This window comes from Bacteroides ndongoniae (genome assembly GCF_900108345.1).
Taxonomy (GTDB): Bacteria; Bacteroidota; Bacteroidia; order Bacteroidales; family Bacteroidaceae; genus Bacteroides; species Bacteroides ndongoniae.
Map to the genome: position 1 here is coordinate 245,936 of NZ_FNVV01000013.1, position 21,384 is coordinate 267,319.

14 protein-coding genes, 3 tRNA genes and 1 rRNA gene are annotated in these 21,384 nt (G+C 46.7%); 14 read left to right on the forward strand and 4 right to left on the reverse strand.

The features are described from left to right. Positions 1–178: 178 nt before the first annotated feature. The 4 genes from BQ5591_RS05315 to BQ5591_RS05330 all read left to right on the forward strand — a co-directional run bounded on the left by BQ5591_RS05315 (position 179) and on the right by BQ5591_RS05330 (position 7,528). On the forward strand, positions 179–946 hold the full coding sequence (locus tag BQ5591_RS05315; RefSeq protein WP_071149340.1) for a 5'-nucleotidase C-terminal domain-containing protein: 768 nt from the start codon (positions 179–181) through the stop codon (positions 944–946). Positions 947–998: 52 nt separating this feature from the next. Next, complete coding sequence (locus BQ5591_RS05320) at positions 999–1,850, forward strand: bifunctional metallophosphatase/5'-nucleotidase (protein WP_071148679.1); 852 nt, start codon at positions 999–1,001, stop codon at positions 1,848–1,850. Between the two features lie 261 nt (positions 1,851–2,111). Continuing rightward, entirely contained in the window at positions 2,112–4,463 is a 2,352-nt protein-coding gene (locus BQ5591_RS05325; RefSeq protein WP_394331796.1) for a serine hydrolase domain-containing protein, read from the forward strand. A gap of 23 nt (positions 4,464–4,486) precedes the next feature. Beyond that, complete coding sequence (locus BQ5591_RS05330) at positions 4,487–7,528, forward strand: serine hydrolase domain-containing protein (protein ID WP_071149342.1); 3,042 nt, start codon at positions 4,487–4,489, stop codon at positions 7,526–7,528. A 46-nt stretch (positions 7,529–7,574) separates the two neighbouring features. Here the strand turns inward: BQ5591_RS05330 and BQ5591_RS05335 are convergent, their stop codons facing one another. Then, entirely contained in the window at positions 7,575–8,576 is a 1,002-nt protein-coding gene (locus tag BQ5591_RS05335) for an aldo/keto reductase (protein WP_071148680.1), read from the reverse strand. 471 nt (positions 8,577–9,047) lie between these two features. Then, positions 9,048–9,121, reverse strand: a tRNA-Met gene (locus BQ5591_RS05340). A 257-nt stretch (positions 9,122–9,378) separates the two neighbouring features. Here BQ5591_RS05340 and BQ5591_RS05345 point away from each other — a divergent pair. The 5 genes from BQ5591_RS05345 to BQ5591_RS05365 all read left to right on the forward strand — a co-directional run bounded on the left by BQ5591_RS05345 (position 9,379) and on the right by BQ5591_RS05365 (position 15,299). Then, a complete protein-coding gene (locus tag BQ5591_RS05345; RefSeq protein WP_071149343.1) occupies positions 9,379–9,765 on the forward strand; it encodes an START-like domain-containing protein in 387 nt (128 codons plus the stop codon). A gap of 76 nt (positions 9,766–9,841) precedes the next feature. Continuing rightward, positions 9,842–11,743, forward strand: a complete 1,902-nt coding sequence (locus BQ5591_RS05350; RefSeq protein ID WP_071148681.1) for an LptF/LptG family permease — start codon at positions 9,842–9,844, stop codon at positions 11,741–11,743. Positions 11,744–11,754: 11 nt separating this feature from the next. Beyond that, positions 11,755–12,969 (forward strand): bifunctional 3,4-dihydroxy-2-butanone-4-phosphate synthase/GTP cyclohydrolase II, encoded by a 1,215-nt coding sequence (locus BQ5591_RS05355; RefSeq protein WP_022162843.1) that lies wholly within the window; start codon positions 11,755–11,757, stop codon positions 12,967–12,969. Positions 12,970–13,051: 82 nt separating this feature from the next. Further along, positions 13,052–14,245 carry a pyridoxal phosphate-dependent aminotransferase gene (locus BQ5591_RS05360; RefSeq protein ID WP_022162842.1) on the forward strand — a complete coding sequence of 398 codons (1,194 nt, stop codon included), beginning with the start codon at positions 13,052–13,054 and terminating at the stop codon, positions 14,243–14,245. A 208-nt stretch (positions 14,246–14,453) separates the two neighbouring features. Further along, positions 14,454–15,299, forward strand: coding sequence for an MBL fold metallo-hydrolase (locus BQ5591_RS05365; protein WP_071148682.1), 846 nt, complete (start codon positions 14,454–14,456; stop codon positions 15,297–15,299). A 77-nt stretch (positions 15,300–15,376) separates the two neighbouring features. Here the strand turns inward: BQ5591_RS05365 and BQ5591_RS20660 are convergent, their stop codons facing one another. Both BQ5591_RS20660 and BQ5591_RS05370 read right to left on the reverse strand, forming a co-directional pair. Beyond that, on the reverse strand, positions 15,377–15,547 hold the full coding sequence (locus BQ5591_RS20660) for a DUF362 domain-containing protein (protein ID WP_021846942.1): 171 nt from the start codon (positions 15,545–15,547) through the stop codon (positions 15,377–15,379). A gap of 275 nt (positions 15,548–15,822) precedes the next feature. Further along, entirely contained in the window at positions 15,823–17,661 is a 1,839-nt protein-coding gene (locus tag BQ5591_RS05370) for a DNA polymerase III subunit gamma/tau (protein WP_071148683.1), read from the reverse strand. A gap of 287 nt (positions 17,662–17,948) precedes the next feature. On the opposite strand from BQ5591_RS05370, the gene BQ5591_RS05375 reads away from it, so the two are divergent. The 5 genes from BQ5591_RS05375 (at position 17,949) to BQ5591_RS05395 (ending at position 21,302) form a co-directional block, all read left to right on the forward strand. Continuing rightward, positions 17,949–18,266 carry an FtsB family cell division protein gene (locus BQ5591_RS05375; RefSeq protein ID WP_022162839.1) on the forward strand — a complete coding sequence of 106 codons (318 nt, stop codon included), beginning with the start codon at positions 17,949–17,951 and terminating at the stop codon, positions 18,264–18,266. After that, entirely contained in the window at positions 18,266–18,607 is a 342-nt protein-coding gene (locus tag BQ5591_RS05380; RefSeq protein ID WP_071148684.1) for a hypothetical protein, read from the forward strand. Before BQ5591_RS05375 ends, BQ5591_RS05380 begins: the two co-directional genes overlap by 1 nt. Before the next feature lie 880 nt (positions 18,608–19,487). Beyond that, positions 19,488–21,016 (forward strand): 16S ribosomal RNA (locus tag BQ5591_RS05385). Between the two features lie 125 nt (positions 21,017–21,141). Then, positions 21,142–21,215, forward strand: a tRNA-Ile gene (locus BQ5591_RS05390). A gap of 13 nt (positions 21,216–21,228) precedes the next feature. Continuing rightward, positions 21,229–21,302 (forward strand) — tRNA-Ala (locus BQ5591_RS05395). Positions 21,303–21,384 lie beyond the last annotated feature (82 nt).

Below are 21,384 nucleotides of genomic sequence, written 5' to 3' on the forward strand. Positions count from 1 at the left end.
GGTATTCTTTTCCTGTAGTTTTTCCGGTGGCGTGTCCCGGTTTTTTAAAATAAGTTTTTGCCTTGTTTATTTTTCCTTTTGCAATACTTGTTGTTCGTCAAGAAAAAGTATCTTTGTGGCAATAAAGAAAAAAATAAGTATGTGTCCGTTTAGCGGATTTTCAGTAAAACAAATGCAGATGAAAAAGAATTATTTGAATCTTCTTTCAGGGACGGTGCTGGGTACTGTCTTCTTTTTAATGTCGTGTCACTCTGCTTACGAGGTAATAAAGGTTGAGGGGGAAAGGGTGGCAATTGATTCTTCGTGGGATGCTCGTTCCGATGCGGATGCGCAGGCGTTGCTTGCTCCTTATAAGGCTACGGTGGATAGTATTATGTATCGGGTCGTAGGTACGGCAGATGTGTCGATGGACCGTAAACGTCCGGAAGATCTTTTGTCGAATCTAGTAGCCGATGTGTTACGCGAATCGGCGGTACCGGTTTTGGGTAAACCGGCAGATATGGGTCTTGTCAATATAGGTGGTTTACGCAGTGTGCTGACAGAAGGACCTATTAGTTGTGCTGAGATTTATGAGATACTGCCTTTCGAAAACGCGCTTTGTGTACTTACGATAAAGGGGACCTATTTAAAGCAACTGTTTGAAAATATTGCAGCCCGTGGTGGAGAAGGTGTTAGTGGTATAAATCTGGAAATCACGTCTGATGGAAAGTTGTTGAAGGGCACGATAAGTGGCTGTTCAGTAGAGGATGAGAAACTGTATACGATCGCAACAATTGATTATCTGGCAGAGGGAAATGATGGTATGACAGCATTGATACAGGCTGAAAAACGGGAATGTCCCGATGGGGCACGTTTGCGTGACCTTTTTATGCAGTATGTAGAGAAACAGACGGCTGCCGGGAAAGTGATTACGTCACGTATGGAAGGTCGGATTGTCGTAAAATGATGTCTGAGTATGATTTTTCAGTTGTTCAATCTTTAAAGTTTTGATGAGTCGTATGAAACGTTTTTATATTGTCGGCCTGCTGTTGGTTTGTATGGCCGTTGTTGTCTCGGCACAACAGAAAGAGTTGTTTATTCTTCAGACTAGCGATACGCATAGTCGTATTGAACCTATTCCCCCGCATACAGCCGATCCGGCTGCCGGTATGGGTGGAGTAGTGCGTCGGGCTACATTTGTGAAAGAATTCCGTAATGAGCATCCTGATGTATTGCTTTTCGATTGCGGTGATATCTCGCAAGGTACACCTTATTATAATTTGTTTAAAGGGGAAGTTGAGATAAAGTCTATGAATCTGATGAAGTATGACGCTATGACCATCGGTAATCATGAGTTTGATTTTGGCATGGATAATATGGCGCGCTTGTTTCGTATGGCCAATTTCCCGGTTGTTTGTGCTAATTATGACATGACAGGTACTGTTCTTGAAGGTATTGTGAAACCTTACGTTGTTCTCGAACGTAGTGGATTGAAAATAGGAGTATTCGGCATCAGTCCGAAACTGGAGGGTTTGGTTCAAGCTGACAAGTGCGAAGGTGTGGTCTATAAAGATCCTGTGGCTACAGCTCAGGAGATGGCTGATCTGTTGAAGAACAAAGAGCATTGCGACGTGGTTATCTGTCTTTCGCATTTGGGTATTCAGCCGGGAGCTGCTGACTCGGAAGAATATGACAACAACCTTGTAGCCAAGACACGTAATATTGATGTGATTTTGGGTGGCCATACCCATACCAATATGGAACATCCTGCGATCTATCAGAATGCTGACGGAAAAGATGTTCCTATTATGCATGTTGGCAAGAGCGGTGTTTATGTTGGTAAGATGAAGTTGACACTACAAGCGGAATAATCTTTTTCCTTAAAGAGTGAGGATGTGTAGATGATGAAAAAGAAGATTCAGATATATTTGTTAGAGGCTGTTCTATTGTTATCGGGAATTTTTGTACAGCCTGTGTCAGCACGAAGTGTGGAATATACACAGGTCGCAACAAAAGATGAGGCTTGCAGACAGTGGGTCGATTCAGTTTTTTCCCGGTTAACACGGAACGAGAAGATCGGACAATTACTGGTGGCTACGTTGCCGGCTGAGGCAAGCCGCCAGAATAAAAAGATGGTCCGTACGTTGGTTAGAAAATACAAAATCGGTGGATTGGTATTCGATGGAGGTACTCCGGAAGAACAGGCTATTCTGACCAATCTGGCACAGGGCGGATCTGAACTCCCCTTGTTGATTACGACACGGGGAAGACGCCTGTCGGATCGTCTTTCGGGAGTCCCTGTGTTCCCTAATGAGGCAGCTTTGCAATGCATGACAGATACAATACTGATGCAGAAGTATCGTACTGAAGCCTTACGTGAGTTTCATGAACTGGGGATGTTTGGTGATATCTTGCCAGCAGAACTGGAAGGCGAACGTTTTCTGGAAGGTATGGTTGTGTCTTACGGAAATGCTTTGCGCGAACATGATGAATTGGTGAAAGCATTGCAGTCGGGCGAACTGCCAGAAGATGAGTTGGAGGAACGCTGCCGAAAAGTGTTGGCACGTAAATATATGTTGGGTTTACGTGGAAGACAGCCGAATTTGCAGGTCAGTGGTATCAGCTATCGTATTAATACAGAATCGGCACAGGCATTGGCTGCCGATTTGCGTCGGGCTGCGGTGACGGTGGTCAGCAACTATTTTGGAGTTTTACCTTTGGCCCCGGTTGAAGGAGATATTGCGGTGCTTAGTATTGGCGAAGCAGGAAAAGACTCGGCTTTTGTGGAAAGATTGAAGGAGAGTGCTGGAATTGTCCGTTATCAGTTGGCTGCCGATGCTGATGCGGCGGCGTGTGAATCGGTAAGGTTAGAGTTGCAGCCGTTTCGTCGTATGATTGTCAGTATCACAGGACAGGGTTTACAGATATTGGGCCCTGAAGTGCAGAACTTTCTGGAAAGCCTGGAAGTACAAGCTCCGTTGGTCTATGCGTTCTTTGCTCCTTTTCAGTCAACATATGCGTTGGAGCAGGCTTTGGCAAGGTCCAGTGCGTTAGTGTTGGCTCATTCTCAAGAATCTGATTTGCAGCAGTATGTAGCCGATGTTTTGTTTGCGAAGGATTCGGCAACGGGGCGTCTGTTTGTCAATATAGGCCGGTCTTTTCCGGTGGGAGCAGGATGCAGTATTGCAACGGGAATGAAACCGGTACGGATGTTACCCGAAGATATCGGAATGAAGTCGTACGTTTTGCAGCAGATAGATAAAGTGGCCATAGACGGGCTGAAAAAAGGTGTATATCCAGGGTGCCGGATTCTGGTCTGGAAAAATGGCCAGACTATTTATGACAGAGGTTTCGGAACGCATTCTTTGCAGGACACGACTTCGGTTCGGCAGACTGATATGTTCGATTTGGGTGCATTGACTATGCCTATGTCTACTGTGTTGGCGGTGATGAAGTTGTATGAGGAAGGACGATTGAAACTGGATGCTAAAGTATCTTCTTATCTTCCTTTTTTGCGCGGCAGTAATAAACGCAACATTACGATTCGTGACTTGTTGTTTCACGAAGCTGGATTGGCACCTCATTTACGTTTCTACATTGAAACGATCGATCCGCGTTCTGTACACGGACCATATGCCCAAAGTTGGGCAGACCAGTGGCATCGGACACGGGTCAGCGAGCACAGCTATTTTTGTACAGATTTTAAGTTTAAGAAGGGGTTGATATCGTCTTCGCGGACGTCTTCACATACATTGCAGGTGGCTGATGGACTGTGGCTGAACAAAAGTTTTAAGAATACTATGTTGCAAATGATTGCCAAAAGTGATCTGATAGGCAGGCGTTCGGTGTACAGTAGTCTGGCTGGAATCCTGTTGCAACAGGTGGTGGAATCAATAACACAATTGCCGCTGAATCTGTATGTGGCAAAAGAGTTTTATGCTCCGATGGGGTTGCAGCGTACAATGTATTTGCCATTGTCGCGTTATGATAAGTCGGAAGTAATGCCGACTGCCTTCAATGATTTCTTATGCCGGCAGGATTTGTGCGGATACGTTTATGATAAGACAGCAGCCTGTATGGGTGGTGTGTCGGGCAATGCCGGATTGTTTTCGACAGCCGGTGAGGTGGCTATTGTTTTCCAAATGCTGTTGAATGGTGGAGAATGGAACGGAAAGCGCTTCTTGAACGAACAAACTTGTCGTCTGTTTACTACCGAGACGTCGAAGTACAGTCGTCGTGGTTTGGGCTTTGACCGTCCTGACGCTTCGGTTGCATTGCGCAGTCCTTGTTCGCTGTCTACGCCGGCAACGGTTTATGGACATACAGGTTCTACCGGAACATGCGCTTGGGCCGATCCGGAGAACGGGTTGGTATATGTATTCCTTAGTAACAGTCTTTGTCCGAATGCTTGGAATACGAAACTGGGCGATTTGGATATCCGTGAAAATATTCAGGAACTGATTTATCAGAGTTTGAAGAAATAGATAAAAATATCTTGTGGATTATGATGAAACGATTGCTATTCTTCCTTTTAGTCTTTATGGTTTGTTGTGGACATGTGGCTTCCGATAGGAGCTTGTCTCTTGTTCCACCCGAACCGACTGCACCGGTGGAACCGTTGATGATACGCCCTTTTGCGGATGATGTGCGTTGCAGGCAGTGGGTGGATTCGGTGATGGAAGAGCTGACTTTGGAAGAACGTATCGGGCAATTGTTTATTTATACCATCGCACCGCAGCCTACGAAGAAGAACAGGGAACTCTTGCGTAAGGTCGTAAAGGACTATAAGGTTGGCGGTCTGCTCTTTTCGGGCGGACAGTTACAGAATCAGGTGACACTGACTAATGAAGCACAGCGGATGGCCGAGGTTCCACTGTTGATGACTTTTGATGGGGAATGGGGGCTGGCAATGCGCTTGCGTGGTACTCCTTCGTTTCCGAGGAATATGGTGCTGGGATGTATTCAGGACGACAGCCTGATTTATGAATATGGCCGTGAAGTGGCCCGTCAGTGTCGCGAACTTGGAGTGCAGGTCAATTTTGCACCGGTAGCCGACGTTAACATCAATCCGGAGAATCCGGTTATCAATACTCGCTCTTTTGGCGAAAGTCCGGTAAACGTAGCAAGTAAAGTGATTGCTTATGCCACTGGACTTGAATCGGGTGGAGTATTGTCTGTCAGCAAACACTTCCCCGGGCACGGTGATACTGATACCGATTCGCATAAGGAACTTCCTTTATTGCCTTTCAGCCGTGAGCGTCTGGACAGTGTGGAACTGTATCCTTTTAAGAAGGCTATCCGTGCCGGTGTAAGCGGCATTATGGTGGGGCATCTGGAAGTACCTGTTTTCGAGGTTCGTAACGGATTGCCTTCGTCGTTGTCGCGTAATGTGGTGTACGACTTGTTGACGAGAGAACTGAAGTTTCAGGGACTTGTTTTTACGGATGCACTTGCCATGAAGGGGGTAGGCGAGAGTGCAACGCTTTGTCTTCAGGCGTTGAAGGCTGGTAATGACTTGTTGCTGGTGCCGCGCCGTATCAAAGAGGAAGTGGCCGCTGTGCATGCAGCTGTGAAGCATGGCGAACTGTCGCGTGAAGAGATTGATGCCAAATGCCGGAAGGTGTTGACTTATAAATATGCTTTGAGCTTGAACAAGAAACCTCATATCCGCTTGTCTGGACTGACCAATCGGATTGACCGACCGCATACGCGTGACCTGATACGACGTCTCAATCTGGCATCTATAACAGTACTGGGCAATGATTCGGGACTGTTGCCTCTTGATCCGGTAGTAAAAAAGGTTGCGGTGCTGAATGTTGGCGAACCAAATGGATTGAAGCCTTTCTTGAAGGAGCTATCGGTTTATACTCAACCGAAGGAGTTCTGTCTGACACAGGATATGACGGAGGAAAACCGGAAACAACTGATGGATTCGTTGGCGAACTACAAGCGTATCGTGGTAGGCATTACCGTACGAAAGCTGTCAGCCTATAAGTCTTTCTTTGATAATTTTGCGCCCAGTGTGCCGGTTACTTTTGTGGCATTTGTTTCTGGAAAGGAACTTGTTCCAATAGAAAAATGTATGGCAAAGGCCGGTGCGGTAGTGCTTGCTCATTCGTCGGAAGACGATGTGCAATGTCAGGTGGCAAAGATATTATACGGAAAGGCTTGTGCCAATGGCAGGTTGTCGGCAAGTATCGGCAGTCTGTTTGCAGCAGGAGCCGGGACAGATGTTGGGCCACGGACGGTGCCTCATTTCATTCCAGAAGAACATGGCATGAACTCGCAAAAATTGGCGTGTATCGACTCGATTGCCCAGGAAGGAATCCGTAGAGGTGCTTATCCGGGTTGCCAGATTGTGGTGTGGAAGGATGGTAAGGAAATGTACAACAAGGCGTTTGGAACACACGGACGGATGAACCGGAACGGAACTGCAGAAATTCCAGTGAAGCCGACCGATGTGTACGACATTGCCTCGCTGACCAAAACAACGGCTACCCTGCTGGCTGTGATGAAGCTCTACGATGAAGGTAAATTGAATCTGACTGATCGGATAGGAGACATTTTGCCTTTTCTGAAGAATACCGACAAGCGCAACATTACCATTCGCGAACTGCTGTTGCACGAATCGGGACTTCCTTCTACCTTGCTGTTCTACGGAGAAGCTATTGATAAGGATAGCTATCGGGGCGGACTTTACAAACAGAAGCCGGATAAGCTGCATTCGGTACGGATAGGAGCCAGCACATGGGCCAATTCGAATTTCCGTTTCAAGAAAGGGCTTGTCTCGAAAGTACGTACGTCGTCTCATGTCTGGCAGGTGTCCGACAGTCTTTGGCTTGACAAGTCGTTCAAGCAGATTTATTTGAAGAAGATTGCGGATGCGCCTTTGAGGGATAAGCGCTATCGCTACAGTTGTGTAGGTTTTATCGTACTTCAGCAAGTAGTCGAAACTTTGTCTGGCCTGCCGTTGGATGCATATCTGGAGAAAGTGTTTTATGCTCCTATGGGATTGACGCATACAGCTTATTTACCGCTTCAACGGCTACCGAAAGAAGAAATTGTGCCTTCTTCTTCCGATCCGTTTCTGCGGAAAACGGTTCTTCGCGGATATGTGCATGATGAGTCGGCTGCTTTTCAGGGAGGAGTATCGGGCAATGCCGGACTGTTTTCGAATGCCGGTGAGGTGGCAAAGATTTATCAGATGCTGCTGAACGGTGGAGAGTTGGACGGAAAACGTTATCTGAGCAGGGAGACATGTCGTTTCTTTACGACTAGCGTTTCCAAAATAAGTCGCCGTGGGCTAGGCTTTGACAAGCCAGATAGTCGGCATCCGGAAAAGAGTCCTTGCGGTAAGTTGGCTCCGGCTTCGGTTTATGGCCATACAGGGTTCACCGGCACGTGTGCCTGGGTCGATCCGGATAACCGTCTGGTGTATGTTTTCCTCAGTAACCGTATTTATCCGGATGTATGGAATACGAAGCTGATGAAGCTTGATATCCGTACTCGCATACAGGATGCAATCTACCGCTCACTGATAAAAGAGTGAGCGGTGGGTTGTCCAGTTTAATAGGCTTCGTACATGTCTGTTCCAATCATGCAAGAATGTTTTCGATCAGACTTAGTTCTTCCTGGGTGAAAGAAGTGTTGTCGAGAGCTTTCAGATTGTCTGCCAGTTGGCCTACAGAGCTGGCTCCGATGATGACCGAAGTTACCAATTCGTCTTTCAGCAACCATGCCAGCGACATTTCGGCCAGCGTTTGTCCGCGTTGCAAGGCCAGTGCGTTCAAGGCTTTGATTCTGTTCAGAGTTTCTTCTGTTAGAGCTTCTTTTTTCAGGAATCCACCCCGTGCCATGCGTGAATCTTCCGGAATACCGTTCAGATAGCGGTTAGTCAGCAGGCCTTGGGCTAGCGGTGAGAAAGCGATAAAGCCGCTACCGTTCTCTTGTGCCTGTTTCAGGATGCCTGTTTTTTCGGGTTCGCGACTGAAGAGGCTGTATCTTCCTTGATAGAGTAGGCAGTGTACGTCTCTCTCTGCCAGATATTGGTAGGCGAAGGCTGCCTTTTCGGCGGGATATTTGGAGATGCCTACATAGAGCGCTTTTCCCTGACGAACAATGTCGACAAGGGTTTGCAAGGTTTCTTCGAGCGGTGTGTTGGGGTCGTAGCGGTGGGAGTAGAATATGTCCACGTAGTCCAGATTCATTCTTTTAAGGCTTTGGTTTAAGCTGCTCATCAGCGATTTGCGCGACCCCCAGTCGCCATAGGGGCCAGGCCACATTTCATGCCCGGCCTTGGTTGATATGAACAGTTCGTCGCGGTAGGGCATGAAAGATTTCTTCATGATTGTGCCGAAAGTTTCTTCAGCCGAGCCAGCGGAGGGGCCGTAATTGTTGGCAAGGTCGAAGTGGGTGATGCCTCGGTCGAAGGCGTAGTGGGCCATGGCTTGTGAATTGGCGAATGTGTCCACATCGCCAAAGTTATGCCACAGTCCCAGTGAGATTTCGGGTAACAGGATGCCACTGCGTCCGCAACGGCGATACTTCATTCCGTTATTATACCGGTTATCGTCAGGTCTATAGTCAAAGGGTTGCATGGTGATTATTCTTTTTAGTGTCTTTAAATAGGTTTGCTCAGGCTTCATTCGAAAACGTTTGGAAGAATGAGTGTCTGGAATAGGTTTGCCTGTTACAAAGGTAATGATAAAATATGAATTTGCATTGCTTTTCTTCGACACTTCATATAGCCTTAATAGACACTTGCACGGCTCATGAGCGACACTTGTACGGCTCGCGAGAAACACTTGCGCGGCTTATGAGCCACACAAGTGTGGCTCGGACGCTATGTTTTTATGGTGAAATCAGATATTGTTGGAGCTGATTTTTGCTTTATTTGCTATTGTTGAAAGGAATTCTGCTTATTCCTTTCACGCTTTCACTTGTGAGTTAATTCGCTGATAGGTAATGGAGTATGGTGAAACTTCACGTTTCGTGCACCTTTCACAGGCGCATAAAACAAAAAAGACCGCCAAGAGTGGAAGCCTCTCAACAGTCTTATCTTATCAGAGTAGCGGGACCCGGGATTGAACCGGGGACCTCATGATTATGAATCATGCGCTCTAACCAGCTGAGCTATCCCGCCATCATTTCTCGATTGCGGGTGCAAAGATAGAGCATTTATTTGAACTACCAAAACTTTTCGTGTCTTTTTTGTGCATTTTTTCTCTGAAACTTCAATGAAGCATGTGAAACATCTTTTTTTATGTCTTTATTTTGTATTGATTATCAGTTTGTTGTGGTGAAATATGCTCTTCTGTGGGAACAAAAAGCATAGATTCCTTTTTCTAATTAGAAAAAAGTATTTATCTTGGCAACGCAAAAGAAAGCTGAATAATGACTATGGAAAGAAAGAAAATACACTTGGAATACCTTTTGAACGCGACTTCTAAAAGCATCCTTTGGTCTGCCATCAGTACTCCTACCGGCTTGGAAGGCTGGTTTGCAGACAGAGTGCAGTCGGATGATAAGATTGTAGACTTCTTTTGGGGTAAAACGGAAAAGCGGACCGCCGAGATTGTGGCTGTACGTGCTTATTCATTTATCCGTTTCCGTTGGTTGGACAATGAAATCCCTCGCGAGTATTTTGAACTAAAGATGACAAATAGCGAACTGACCAATGACTTTGTACTCGAAATTACTGACTTTGCTGCCGCCAACGAGGTGGATGACGTACGTGAGTTGTGGGAGTCGCAGGTGGAGACATTACGGAGAACGTGTGGTTTTTAGTTAACTTTCGATTAAAAATTTTCCGTACTCCTTTTTTTGTGCTACTTTTGTGTCTTCAATGCATGATACGAATAAGATGCTGCGCATAAAAAAGTTAGATATATTTATATTGAAGAGTTTTTGCCTGCTGTTTGTAGGCACTTTCTTTATCTGCCTTTTCATCTTCATGATGCAGTTCCTGTGGAGGTATGTAGACGAAATGGTAGGAAAGGGACTGGAAATTTCAGTCTTGGCTCAATTCTTTTTCTATTCGGCACTGACGTTGGTACCGGTGTCGCTTCCTTTGGCCATTTTGTTGGCTGCCCTGATCACGTTCGGAAATTTTGGTGAGAGGTTCGAGTTGCTGGCTATGAAGGCGGCAGGTATTTCTCTGATCAAAATCATGCGTCCGCTGATTGTATTCATTTCGCTGATTTGTTGTGTATCCTTTTATTTTCAGAACGTTGTGGGGCCTAAGGCACAGACCAAACTGTGGACGTTACTTCTTTCCATGAAACAGAAATCGCCCGAGTTGGACATTCCCGAAGGCGTGTTCTACGACGAGATAGAGGGTTACAACCTGTATGTGAAGCACAAAGACCGTAAGACCGGTATGCTGTACGACGTACTGATATATAATTTCGAGAAAGGATTCGAGAACGCACAGATCATCAAAGCCGACTCCGGACGCCTGGAGATGACAGCAGATAAACAGCACTTATATTTGCATCTGTTCAGCGGTGAGCAGTTCGAGAATCTGAAGTCGCAGAGCATGAACCAGAAGAACGTGCCCTATCAGCGGGAAGCTTTCCGTGAGAAACATGCCATCATAGAGTTCGACTCTGACTTCAACATGGCCGACGAAGGCTTTATGAGCGGGCAGTCGAGCAGTAAAAATATGGCAACGTTGGAGGCGGACATTGATTCGATGAAGGTGCTGAACGACAGTGTGGGGCGGGCTTATTATAACGAAGCGATGGAAGCTACTTACCGGCCTGTACCCCATCTGACAAAGTCTGATACGACCAAGATTGAGAAAGCCGTACTTTCCAGTTTCAATGTAGACAGTCTGTTTGATGCGGCAACGCTGATGGAGAAACAGAAGATCATTTCATCGGCCGTGAGTCGTGCCGAGTCGGCAGCAAGCGACTGGAGCTTCAAAGGTTTTAATATACAACAGACTGAGTCTTCCCTTCGAAAGCATATGACTGCTTGGCACGAAAAGTTTACCCTTTCGTTGGCCTGCCTGATATTCTTCTTCATCGGTGCTCCCTTGGGCGGTATCATCCGCAAAGGCGGTTTGGGTATGCCGGTGGTAGTGTCGGTGCTGATATTCATTATCTATTATATCATTAATAATACGGGCTACAAGATGGCGCGCGACGGCAAGTGGATTGTCTGGATGGGTATGTGGACCAGTACAGCTATTCTGGCACCGTTAGGAGCTTTCCTTACTTACAAATCTAACAACGACTCTGTAGTGCTGAACGCTGATGCCTATATTAATTGGTTTAAGAAGATTATCGGTATCCGCAGTGTGCGGCACATGTTCCGTAAGGAAGTCATCATTCACGACCCCGATTATGACAGAATCCCCGGTGACTTGCAGCAGCTTTCGGACGATTGTCGCGACTATGTGGCAAGAAATGATCTGAAGCATGCTCCAAATTATTTCAGACTGTGGATGAACGATAAGGTGGACGAGGAAGTAGAGAAGATCAACGAACGTATGGAGGCGCTGATTGACGAAATGTCGAACACGCGTGCCATGTCGTTGCTGACAGCTTTGAACAATTATCCGGTGATACCTGTTCATGCTCATGTACGTCCGTTCCATAATTATTGGCTGAACCTGGCCTGCGGAGTCGTGTTCCCGGTAGGACTGTTTTTCTATTTCCGTATTTGGGCGTTCCGCATACGGTTGAGTAAGGATATGGAGCGTGTCATAAAGACAAACGAAGATGTGATATATATCATAAAGAATCTCAGGGATAAATAAATAATAACGATATGGAAAATGTAAAACTGAATACCATAGAAGAAGCCATTGAAGAATTCAAGGCTGGTAACTTTGTCATCGTAGTAGACGATGAAGATCGTGAAAACGAGGGCGACCTTATTATCGCTGCCGAAAAGATTACCCCCGAGAAGGTAAACTTCATGTTGAAACATGCGCGTGGTGTGCTGTGTGCTCCGATTACCGTGTCGCGTTGCAAGGAATTGGACTTGCCACATCAGGTGCTTGACAATACTTCCGTACTGGGAACTCCTTTTACGGTGACTATCGATAAACTGGAAGGCTGTTCAACCGGTGTATCGGCTGCCGACCGTGCTGCTACCATTCAGGCGTTGGCCGATCCGGCGTCGACTCCTGCTACTTTCGGTCGTCCCGGTCATATTAATCCGCTTTATGCTCAGGAAAAAGGTGTACTTCGCCGTGCCGGACATACCGAGGCTACCGTTGATATGTGCCGTCTGGCAGGACTCTATCCGGCTGGTGCGCTGATGGAGATAATGAACGATGACGGAACCATGGCCCGTTTGCCTGAGTTGCGTAAAATGGCCGATGAATATGGACTGAAGCTCATCTCTATCCGTGATATGATTGCTTACCGTCTGAAGCAAGAATCCATTGTCGAGAAGGGGGTAGAGGTGCACATGCCTACCCAGCATGGTGATTTCCGCCTGATCGCTTTCCGTCAGAAATCCAACGGGCTGGAGCACGTGGCCTTGTTCAAGGGCGAGTGGGAACCGGACGAGCCGATTCTGGTACGTGTACACTCTTCGTGTGCTACGGGTGATATTTTTGCTTCCAAGCGTTGCGACTGTGGCGAGCAGCTTCACAAAGCGATGGAAATGATTGAAAAGGCAGGCAAGGGAGTGGTCGTTTATCTGAATCAGGAAGGCCGTGGCATCGGATTGATGGAGAAAATGAAAGCCTATAAGTTGCAGGAAGACGGTATGGATACGGTGGATGCTAACATCTGTCTGGGACATTTGGCCGATGAACGCGACTATGGTGTAGGTGCTCAGATTCTTCGTGAGCTGGGGGTACACAAAATGCGTCTGATGACCAACAATCCTGTGAAACGTGTAGGCCTTGAAGCTTACGGACTGGAGATTACCGAGAATGTTCCTATCGAAACGACTCCCAATCCTTACAACGAGCGCTACCTGCGTACGAAGAAAGAGCGCATGGGGCATACGCTACACTTCAATAAGTAATTTGACTATTTGTTTTTCCGTGTCGGGAAAAATCTGTTATTTTGCAATCGGAATATAACAACCTTCTAAATATAGAAATAAGATGAATCAATTATCTGACCGTTTGAACAGTCTGTCGCCGTCGGCGACATTGGCCATGTCTCAGAAAAGTGCCGAACTGAAGGCACAGGGCGTGGATGTGATTAACCTGAGTGTCGGTGAACCTGACTTCAATACTCCCGACCACATTAAAGAGGCTGCTAAACAGGCAATCGACGAGAACTATTCCCGTTATTCTCCCGTAGCCGGCTATCCAGCCTTGCGCAATGCTATCGTGGCCAAACTGAAAAACGAAAACGGTCTGGACTATACCGCTGCCCAGATTTCGTGTGCCAATGGTGCTAAGCAATCGGTGTGCAACACTGTTTTGGCACTTGTCAATCCGGGTGATGAAGTCATTGTTCCTGCTCCTTACTGGGTTAGCTATCCGGAGATGGTGAAACTGGCCGAGGGTACACCTGTTATTGTAACGGCTGGTATCGAACAGGATTTTAAAATGACTCCTGCTCAGCTGGAGGCTGCCATTACACCAAAGACTAAAGCATTGATTCTTTGCTCTCCGTCCAATCCGACGGGTTCGGTCTACAGTGCCGAGGAATTGGCCGGACTGGCTGCTGTGCTCGAAAAGCACCCGCAGGTAATCGTTATTGCCGACGAGATTTATGAACATATCAACTATATTGGCCGTCATCACAGCATTGCCCAGATTCCGTCGATGAAAGACCGTACGGTTATCGTCAACGGTGTATCAAAAGCATACGCTATGACAGGCTGGCGTATCGGTTTCATTGCCGGTCCCGAATGGATTGTAAAAGGCGTGAACAAGTTGCAGGGACAGTATACTTCAGGTCCTTGCTCTGTATCGCAGAAAGCAGCCGAAGCAGCTTACACAGGTACGCAAGCTCCGGTAGAAGAGATGCGTCAGGCTTTCCAACGCCGTCGCGATCTTATTGTGAAGCTGGCTAAGGAAGTACCGGGCTTCGAAGTGAATGTTCCCGAAGGTGCTTTCTACCTCTTCCCAAAATGTAGTTCGTTCTTCGGAAAGTCGGCTGGTGACCGTAAAATCAATACTTCCGATGATTTGGCTATGTACCTGCTCGAAGTAGGTCACGTGGCTTGTGTAGGCGGAACTTCTTTCGGTGCGCCCGATTGCATCCGTATGAGCTATGCTACTAGCGATGAAAACATTGTTGAGGCTATTCGCCGCATTAAGGAAGCATTGGCTGCACTGAAGTAAGCTGTAGTTATACAAATAATTATTATAAATCCTCTTGCCGGATCCCTTTCTCGGGTACGGCAAGAGGATTTTTCTTTTATCTTTGTTTTTATATTGGAAGACAGTAATATTGGATGAGGTAGAGCCGTATTCTTGTTCTGGTTTTGCTTGCGTGACTGTCTGGACTAATGGATAAAAAGAACATAGATTGACTAAAATAGCAGAGATCATGAAAAGAAGTTTGTATTTATTGGCTGGTGCGCTGGTTGCTTCTTTGATGGGAAGCAGTTGTGGCAGTGGTGCGCAGAAAAAAGCAGCAGCAGAGAGTGAAGAACAAGCTCTGTTTGCTTGTATGGACACTACTACGATGGAACGTGACGGAGTGAAACTGACGTGGATACGTGATAATGCTAAAGAACGGCTGATGCCGGTAAGTCTGTTTGGCGATGTGCCGCAACAGTTGGTTGACAGTTTGGGAATAGCCGATGGAATACCTTCGTCAGTCAGTACTTTTCTGGTGGAAGCTGATGGAAGGCATATTTTGTTTGATACGGGGATGGGAGCACCCGACAGCCGTCTGATGAAGGGATTGGAGGCCGCTGGTTTATCGCCTGCCGATATTGACTGTTTATTCCTGACCCATTTGCATTTCGATCATATAGGGGGAATGGTGAAGGCTGACAGTGCTGTATTCCCGCATGCTGAAGTATATGTTGCGCGCCAGGAATACGATGGTTGGATGCAGATGCCCGACGATCAGAAGGCAAAGGTTGTTGCTACGATGTCGGCCTACAAAGACCGGTTGCATTTGTTCGAATATGGTGATACGTTGCCGGCGGGGGTAGTAGCTTTGAATGCCGAAGGGCATACACCCGGTCATACGGTCTATCAGCTGGGTGGTTTTCTCGTTGTGGGCGATTTGATGCATGGAGCAGCTCTCCAGTTGGTGCGTCCAGACTTCTGTGCTTCTTATGATATGAATCCGGAAATGGCTGTCAAGAACCGTAAATACTATTTGGATTATGCCCGTCAGAATGGCTTGCTGATGGCTGGGATGCATCAGCCGACACGCTGAATGAGGACGGAACGTATATGAAAAAAGGGATGCACCAGCAACGGTGTATCCCTTTATCTTTTCTGAATAGGATTGTATTATGCTCCCGGGTGAATTGCTTCAGAAGGACAAACATCTGCGCAAGTACCGCATTCTGTACATGCTTCAGGGTCGATAGAATACTTATCACCTTCAGAGATAGCGCCTACCGGACACTCGTCGATACAAGTTCCGCAAGCAATACAATCGTCACTAATTACGTAAGCCATTTTCGTTAGATTTTAAATTATTATTAGTACTAATTACGGCGACAAAAATAATGGTTTTCTTGGTTACTTGTTCCCTACTTCGTTTAAAAAAAATCTAATTTGTATGCTGTCTAAATAGAGTCGCTTTCGAAGCTTTGAGGAAGCTTAAAAGGCGGGTGTTGATTATCAGTTGATTAATTAGGAAAAATGAGAACTGAATTTTCCCCAGTTAGAGAAAAATATTTTCCCAGTTGGGAAAACTTTTTTTCCTAACTGGGAAAATATAAAATCGTTTTTTATGAATATAATTCCAACCCAAATTCATCTTTCAGTTGGAGCAAGGCTTGGTTTTTCTGAGACATCATTTGGAATTTTTCCACTCGCCCGTAAGCACGGACTTTCTCTGTTGGTGCGCTGATGCGTACGGTCATGGTGACTTTTCTGTTTTTCAGTCGGTTGCGTAAGTAGTCTTGTATGACGGGTATCATTCCGGTAAACTCCTTGGCAACGATTTCATTGTCGACTACTGCTTCGAAAGTCGTATCGTTCAGTAAGTTAAGATGCATGTTCTGCATTCGTTTGGCGATAGCGACCTGCTCTTTGGGCATTTGGCCGGCATATTCCTGCCAGTAGTAGTTCACGTCACGCTCGTTGAAGATATAGTCGTCAACAGGTTGGGATGTGGATGTCGTAGACGTATTGGAAGAAGGCGTAGTAATTTCCTTTTTCTCTTCTTCCTGACGCGGACGCTTGATGGAAATCCCCAATTTCGACATTTGGGTTACAGGGATTTTCTTCTCCTCTTTACCTTGTGCAAGCAGCACGGCGGTCGGTGTAGCATGTACTGGTGCTTCTTGGCGTGCATTGTTTGTAGCAGGAGCTGCTTGTTGCTGAGGTTGCACTGATGGTTGCTGTGGAGCAACAGTTGCCTGCTGTTGGGGCATGGCAGGGGTAGCCTGTGGCTGCTGAGCGGCGGCAGGCTGGTTGAATATAGGTTTTATGGCTTGTTTAGGGCTACGCCCACCACTGGCATCGTCCTCCCCAGCGGTGAGTTGCCCTACTTGAATCAATGTAAGTTCTACCAGCAGGCGTTTGTTTTTGCTCATCCGGTAGTTAAGGTCGCAATCGTTGCAAAGTTTCATTGCTTTGTACAGGAAGGGAACAGGGCATTTCTGTGCCTGTGCCTGATAACGGTCGCGGATGCTGGCACCAACTTCGAGCAGTGAAGTGGTGGCAGGGTCTTTGCTGACCAACAGGTCGCGAAAGTGCGATGCCAGTCCGGTAATGAAATGGCTGCCATCGAAGCCCTTGTTCAGTACGTCGTTCAGCAATAACAGGGCATCGCTTATTTTGTTTTCAAGGAGCTGGTCGGTCAGTCTGAAGTAGTATTCATAGTCTAGTACATTCAGATTCTCGATAGCGCTTTGATAGGTAATGTGTCCTCCGGTGAAGCTGACTACCTGGTCGAAGATGGATAGGGCGTCGCGCATACCGCCATCGGCTTTCAGTGCGATTACGTTAAGTGCTTCGGGCTCGGCAGTGATGCCTTCCTTCGATGCTACGTATGCCAGGTGTGCAACAGTGTCTTCCACGCTGATGCGGCTAAAGTCGTATATTTGACAGCGCGAAAGGATGGTAGGCAGAATTTTGTGTTTCTCGGTCGTGGCAAGAATGAAAATGGCATGGCGGGGTGGCTCTTCCAATGTTTTCAGAAAAGCGTTGAAGGCCGATGCCGAGAGCATGTGTACCTCGTCGATGATGTAGACCTTGTATTTGCCTATCTGTGGCGGAATACGTACTTGTTCTACCAGTTGCCGAATGTCGTCAACTGAGTTGTTTGAGGCGGCGTCCAGCTCGTGTATATTGTACGAACGTTGTTCGTTGAAAGCAGTGCACGACTCACATTCGTTGCATGCCTCGCCTTCGGCGGTGGGGTGCATGCAGTTGATGGTCTTGGCAAAAATACGGGCACAAGTAGTTTTGCCTACGCCTCGCGGTCCGCAGAAGAGGTAAGCATGTGCCAGTTTGCCGGTGGCAATGGCATTTTTCAGAGTAGTGGTCAGAGCCCGTTGTCCAACTACCGACTCGAAGGTCGAAGGACGGTACTTGCGGGCTGATACGATATAATTTTCCATATTTGGGAGTTTCTTGTCACTGTGGCCGGGATTCCGCGTACAAAATCTGGCTCCATTGGTCATACTGTGCAAAGATAGCACATACAAATCGAAAATCTCTATATTCGGTCAGACAAATTTTGCTTGTCGGTAATGTTGGGCTGGATGAAGATTACCTGTGTTTTGCAATTTTTTATTATCTGGTTGCTGCCGTTTCTCGCTTATTCCTTTTATCTTTGTGGCTGTAAATATTGGCTGTAAACATTTGTTGTATCGGCCGATTGTAGTCTTTTAATAGTTAAGGGCAGATGGATAAACTTGCTTCGCTTTGGGCTTACATCCGTAAGAACCGTTTTTTCAATAAATATCTGGTGACTTTAGTCATCTTTGCTGTGATATTGGGATTTCTAGACGAGAATAATCTGATGCGTCGTTTTCAGTATGCGCGTGAAGAAAGTCGTTTGCGCAGTGAAATCGAAAAATATCGTAATGAGTATGAAGAGAATACGGAACGACTCAACGAGTTGGCTGTTGATTCGGGTGCTATCGAGCGTATTGCTCGTGAAAAGTATCTGATGAAGAAGCCCAATGAAGATATTTATGTATTTGAAGAAGATATAGAATAATGAAACAACTGATACCTGCTTTTTTTGTTGTAGGAGCCGTTATGGCTCTGACGGGTGCTGCCGTGTATATCACCGGATGGGAACTTGCTCCTTATATTTATACGATAGGGGCGGCTATGGTGGCGCTTGCGCAGATTAATTCTCCGTCCAAAAGTAAAAGTCCGAATGTGAAACGTTTGCGGCGTCAGCAGATTTTTGGAGCAATATTGCTGGTGCTGACGGGCGCTTTCATGTTCTTTACGCACGGCAACGAGTGGATTGTGTGTATGACGATTGCTGCTATTCTTGAACTTTATACTTCTGTGCGTATTCCACAGGAAGAGTCTAAAGAAGGTCTTTGAGTTTTACCGCTGCAATATTGATGTGAGGAAAGTTTCATGGGGAGGATAATGTACTATTCTCCTGCTGAAGACTACATATTTTTTTGAGGGCGAGCTGCTGTTGATGCAACTCGTCTTTTTATTTTTGCTTGATCTGTCCCTTCTTCTTTTCTCCTCCTAGTCCTTTCCTTTGCGCCTCTTAGTCCCTATCTTTCCCCCTTTTTCCCCTTTCTATCCTCTTTTTGCTTCTTTTTCCCTTCTCGCGCGCACATGTGAATGTATAATGTGTCCCCTTTCCCTTTCCCTACGATACCTTCTTTAAAAACATGTTCTACAACATATCTATAAATCAGCTATTTAGCAAAAACTTCATCAAAAAGTTGAAAAAAAGTGTTTGATATATTTGGAGCATAATTAAAAACCCACTACTTTTGCACTCGCTTTCGAGAACGAGAGCAGCGACGAAATGACATTCTGAGATACGCGGAACAAACGATTCGCAGTTTTAGATCTTTTTCTGCTTACATTCTGTAAGGAAAGTGAGCCGGAAAGGTGATCTTTGTCAAGCAACGCTTCACAAAGAGCCCCTGAAAAAAATGAAAAAAAACTTCGAAAAAATTTGGAAGATATGAAATAAAGTTCTTATCTTTGCATCCGCTTTCCGAAAGAAAAGCCTTCGTCAAGAAGAAGCGATCTATGAAGAGATTACATAAACAATACGTAGTACAAGAGCGGAGAAATGAAGATTGAAAAGATCAGATTTCTCCGGGTAAAGAAGAACCGTCAATGCTCTTTCCTTATATATATATAAAGAAAGAGAAGAATTGAGAACTTCGGTAAATCAATCGGTCGTCCTGAACAGAGCAAATGCCGACAGGCAACTGTCGCAAAAGATATTCTTACAATGAAGAGTTTGATCCTGGCTCAGGATGAACGCTAGCTACAGGCCTAACACATGCAAGTCGAGGGGCAGCATGATTGAAGCTTGCTTCAATTGATGGCGACCGGCGCACGGGTGAGTAACACGTATCCAACCTTCCGCTGACTCGGGGATAGCCTTTCGAAAGAAAGATTAATACCCGATAGCAAAGGACTTCCGCATGGATATCCTTTTAAAGGATTCCGGTCAGCGATGGGGATGCGTTCCATTAGATAGTTGGCGGGGTAACGGCCCACCAAGTCGACGATGGATAGGGGTTCTGAGAGGAAGGTCCCCCACATTGGAACTGAGACACGGTCCAAACTCCTACGGGAGGCAGCAGTGAGGAATATTGGTCAATGGGCGAGAGCCTGAACCAGCCAAGTAGCGTGAAGGAAGACTGCCCTATGGGTTGTAAACTTCTTTTATACGGGAATAAAGTCATCCACGTGTGGATGTTTGTATGTACCGTATGAATAAGGATCGGCTAACTCCGTGCCAGCAGCCGCGGTAATACGGAGGATCCGAGCGTTATCCGGATTTATTGGGTTTAAAGGGAGCGTAGGCGGGCTTTTAAGTCAGTTGTGAAAGTTTGCGGCTCAACCGTAAAATTGCAGTTGATACTGGAAGCCTTGAGTACAGTAGAGGCAGGCGGAATTCGTGGTGTAGCGGTGAAATGCTTAGATATCACGAAGAACTCCGATTGCGAAGGCAGCTTGCTGGACTGTAACTGACGCTGATGCTCGAAAGTGTGGGTATCAAACAGGATTAGATACCCTGGTAGTCCACACAGTAAACGATGGACACTCGCTGTTGGCGATATACGGTCAGCGGCTTAGCGAAAGCGTTAAGTGTCCCACCTGGGGAGTACGCCGGCAACGGTGAAACTCAAAGGAATTGACGGGGGCCCGCACAAGCGGAGGAACATGTGGTTTAATTCGATGATACGCGAGGAACCTTACCCGGGCTTGAACTGCAGCGGAATTATCCGGAAACGGATAAGCGAGCAATCGCCGCTGTGGAGGTGCTGCATGGTTGTCGTCAGCTCGTGCCGTGAGGTGTCGGCTTAAGTGCCATAACGAGCGCAACCCTTATATCCAGTTACCATCAGGTCATGCTGGGGACTCTGGATAGACTGCCGTCGTAAGATGTGAGGAAGGAGGGGATGACGTCAAATCAGCACGGCCCTTACGTCCGGGGCTACACACGTGTTACAATGGGGGGTACAGCAGGCCGCTACCTGGCGACAGGATGCCAATCTCCAAAACCCCTCTCAGTTCGGACTGGAGTCTGCAACCCGACTCCACGAAGCTGGATTCGCTAGTAATCGCGCATCAGCCACGGCGCGGTGAATACGTTCCCGGGCCTTGTACACACCGCCCGTCAAGCCATGAAAGCCGGGGGTACCTGAAGTGCGTAACCGCAAGGAGCGCCCTAGGGTAAAACCGGTGATTGGGGCTAAGTCGTAACAAGGTAGCCGTACCGGAAGGTGCGGCTGGAACACCTCCTTTCTGGAGTGACGTCCGAAAGATGAAGTTCGGATGGTTCTCTTACCGTTCTCTTGTACCTGCGTGATTGTTTTTACGATATTGCGAGAAAAGTAGAAGCCGAGCCGAAAGGCGAGGGTTAGACTGACAGTCCTATAGCTCAGTTGGTTAGAGCGCTACACTGATAATGTAGAGGTCGGCAGTTCAACTCTGCCTGGGACTACCTGAAAATATCTGGGGGATTAGCTCAGCTGGCTAGAGCACCTGCTTTGCAAGCAGGGGGTCAACGGTTCGAATCCGTTATTCTCCACTTAGGGATTTCTCCCTTACGATCTATGACATGATGTACAAAATGAAAGTAAAAGTTGAAAGCTGAAAGTATATATCGACTG

Coding starts and splice junctions, on each gene's coding strand:
- BQ5591_RS05370 (WP_071148683.1), bottom strand. CDS start 17,661: ATGGAAAATTATATCGTATCAGCCCGCAAGTACCGTCCTTCGACCTTC.
- BQ5591_RS05380 (WP_071148684.1), top strand. CDS start 18,266: ATGAAACAACTGATACCTGCTTTTTTTGTTGTAGGAGCCGTTATGGCT.
- BQ5591_RS05375 (WP_022162839.1), top strand. CDS start 17,949: ATGGATAAACTTGCTTCGCTTTGGGCTTACATCCGTAAGAACCGTTTT.
- BQ5591_RS05365 (WP_071148682.1), top strand. CDS start 14,454: ATGAAAAGAAGTTTGTATTTATTGGCTGGTGCGCTGGTTGCTTCTTTG.
- BQ5591_RS05345 (WP_071149343.1), top strand. CDS start 9,379: ATGGAAAGAAAGAAAATACACTTGGAATACCTTTTGAACGCGACTTCT.
- BQ5591_RS05320 (WP_071148679.1), top strand. CDS start 999: ATGAAACGTTTTTATATTGTCGGCCTGCTGTTGGTTTGTATGGCCGTT.
- BQ5591_RS05350 (WP_071148681.1), top strand. CDS start 9,842: ATGCTGCGCATAAAAAAGTTAGATATATTTATATTGAAGAGTTTTTGC.
- BQ5591_RS05315 (WP_071149340.1), top strand. CDS start 179: ATGAAAAAGAATTATTTGAATCTTCTTTCAGGGACGGTGCTGGGTACT.
- BQ5591_RS05360 (WP_022162842.1), top strand. CDS start 13,052: ATGAATCAATTATCTGACCGTTTGAACAGTCTGTCGCCGTCGGCGACA.
- BQ5591_RS05325 (WP_394331796.1), top strand. CDS start 2,112: ATGGTCCGTACGTTGGTTAGAAAATACAAAATCGGTGGATTGGTATTC.
- BQ5591_RS20660 (WP_021846942.1), bottom strand. CDS start 15,547: ATGGCTTACGTAATTAGTGACGATTGTATTGCTTGCGGAACTTGTATC.
- BQ5591_RS05335 (WP_071148680.1), bottom strand. CDS start 8,576: ATGCAACCCTTTGACTATAGACCTGACGATAACCGGTATAATAACGGA.
- BQ5591_RS05330 (WP_071149342.1), top strand. CDS start 4,487: ATGAAACGATTGCTATTCTTCCTTTTAGTCTTTATGGTTTGTTGTGGA.
- BQ5591_RS05355 (WP_022162843.1), top strand. CDS start 11,755: ATGGAAAATGTAAAACTGAATACCATAGAAGAAGCCATTGAAGAATTC.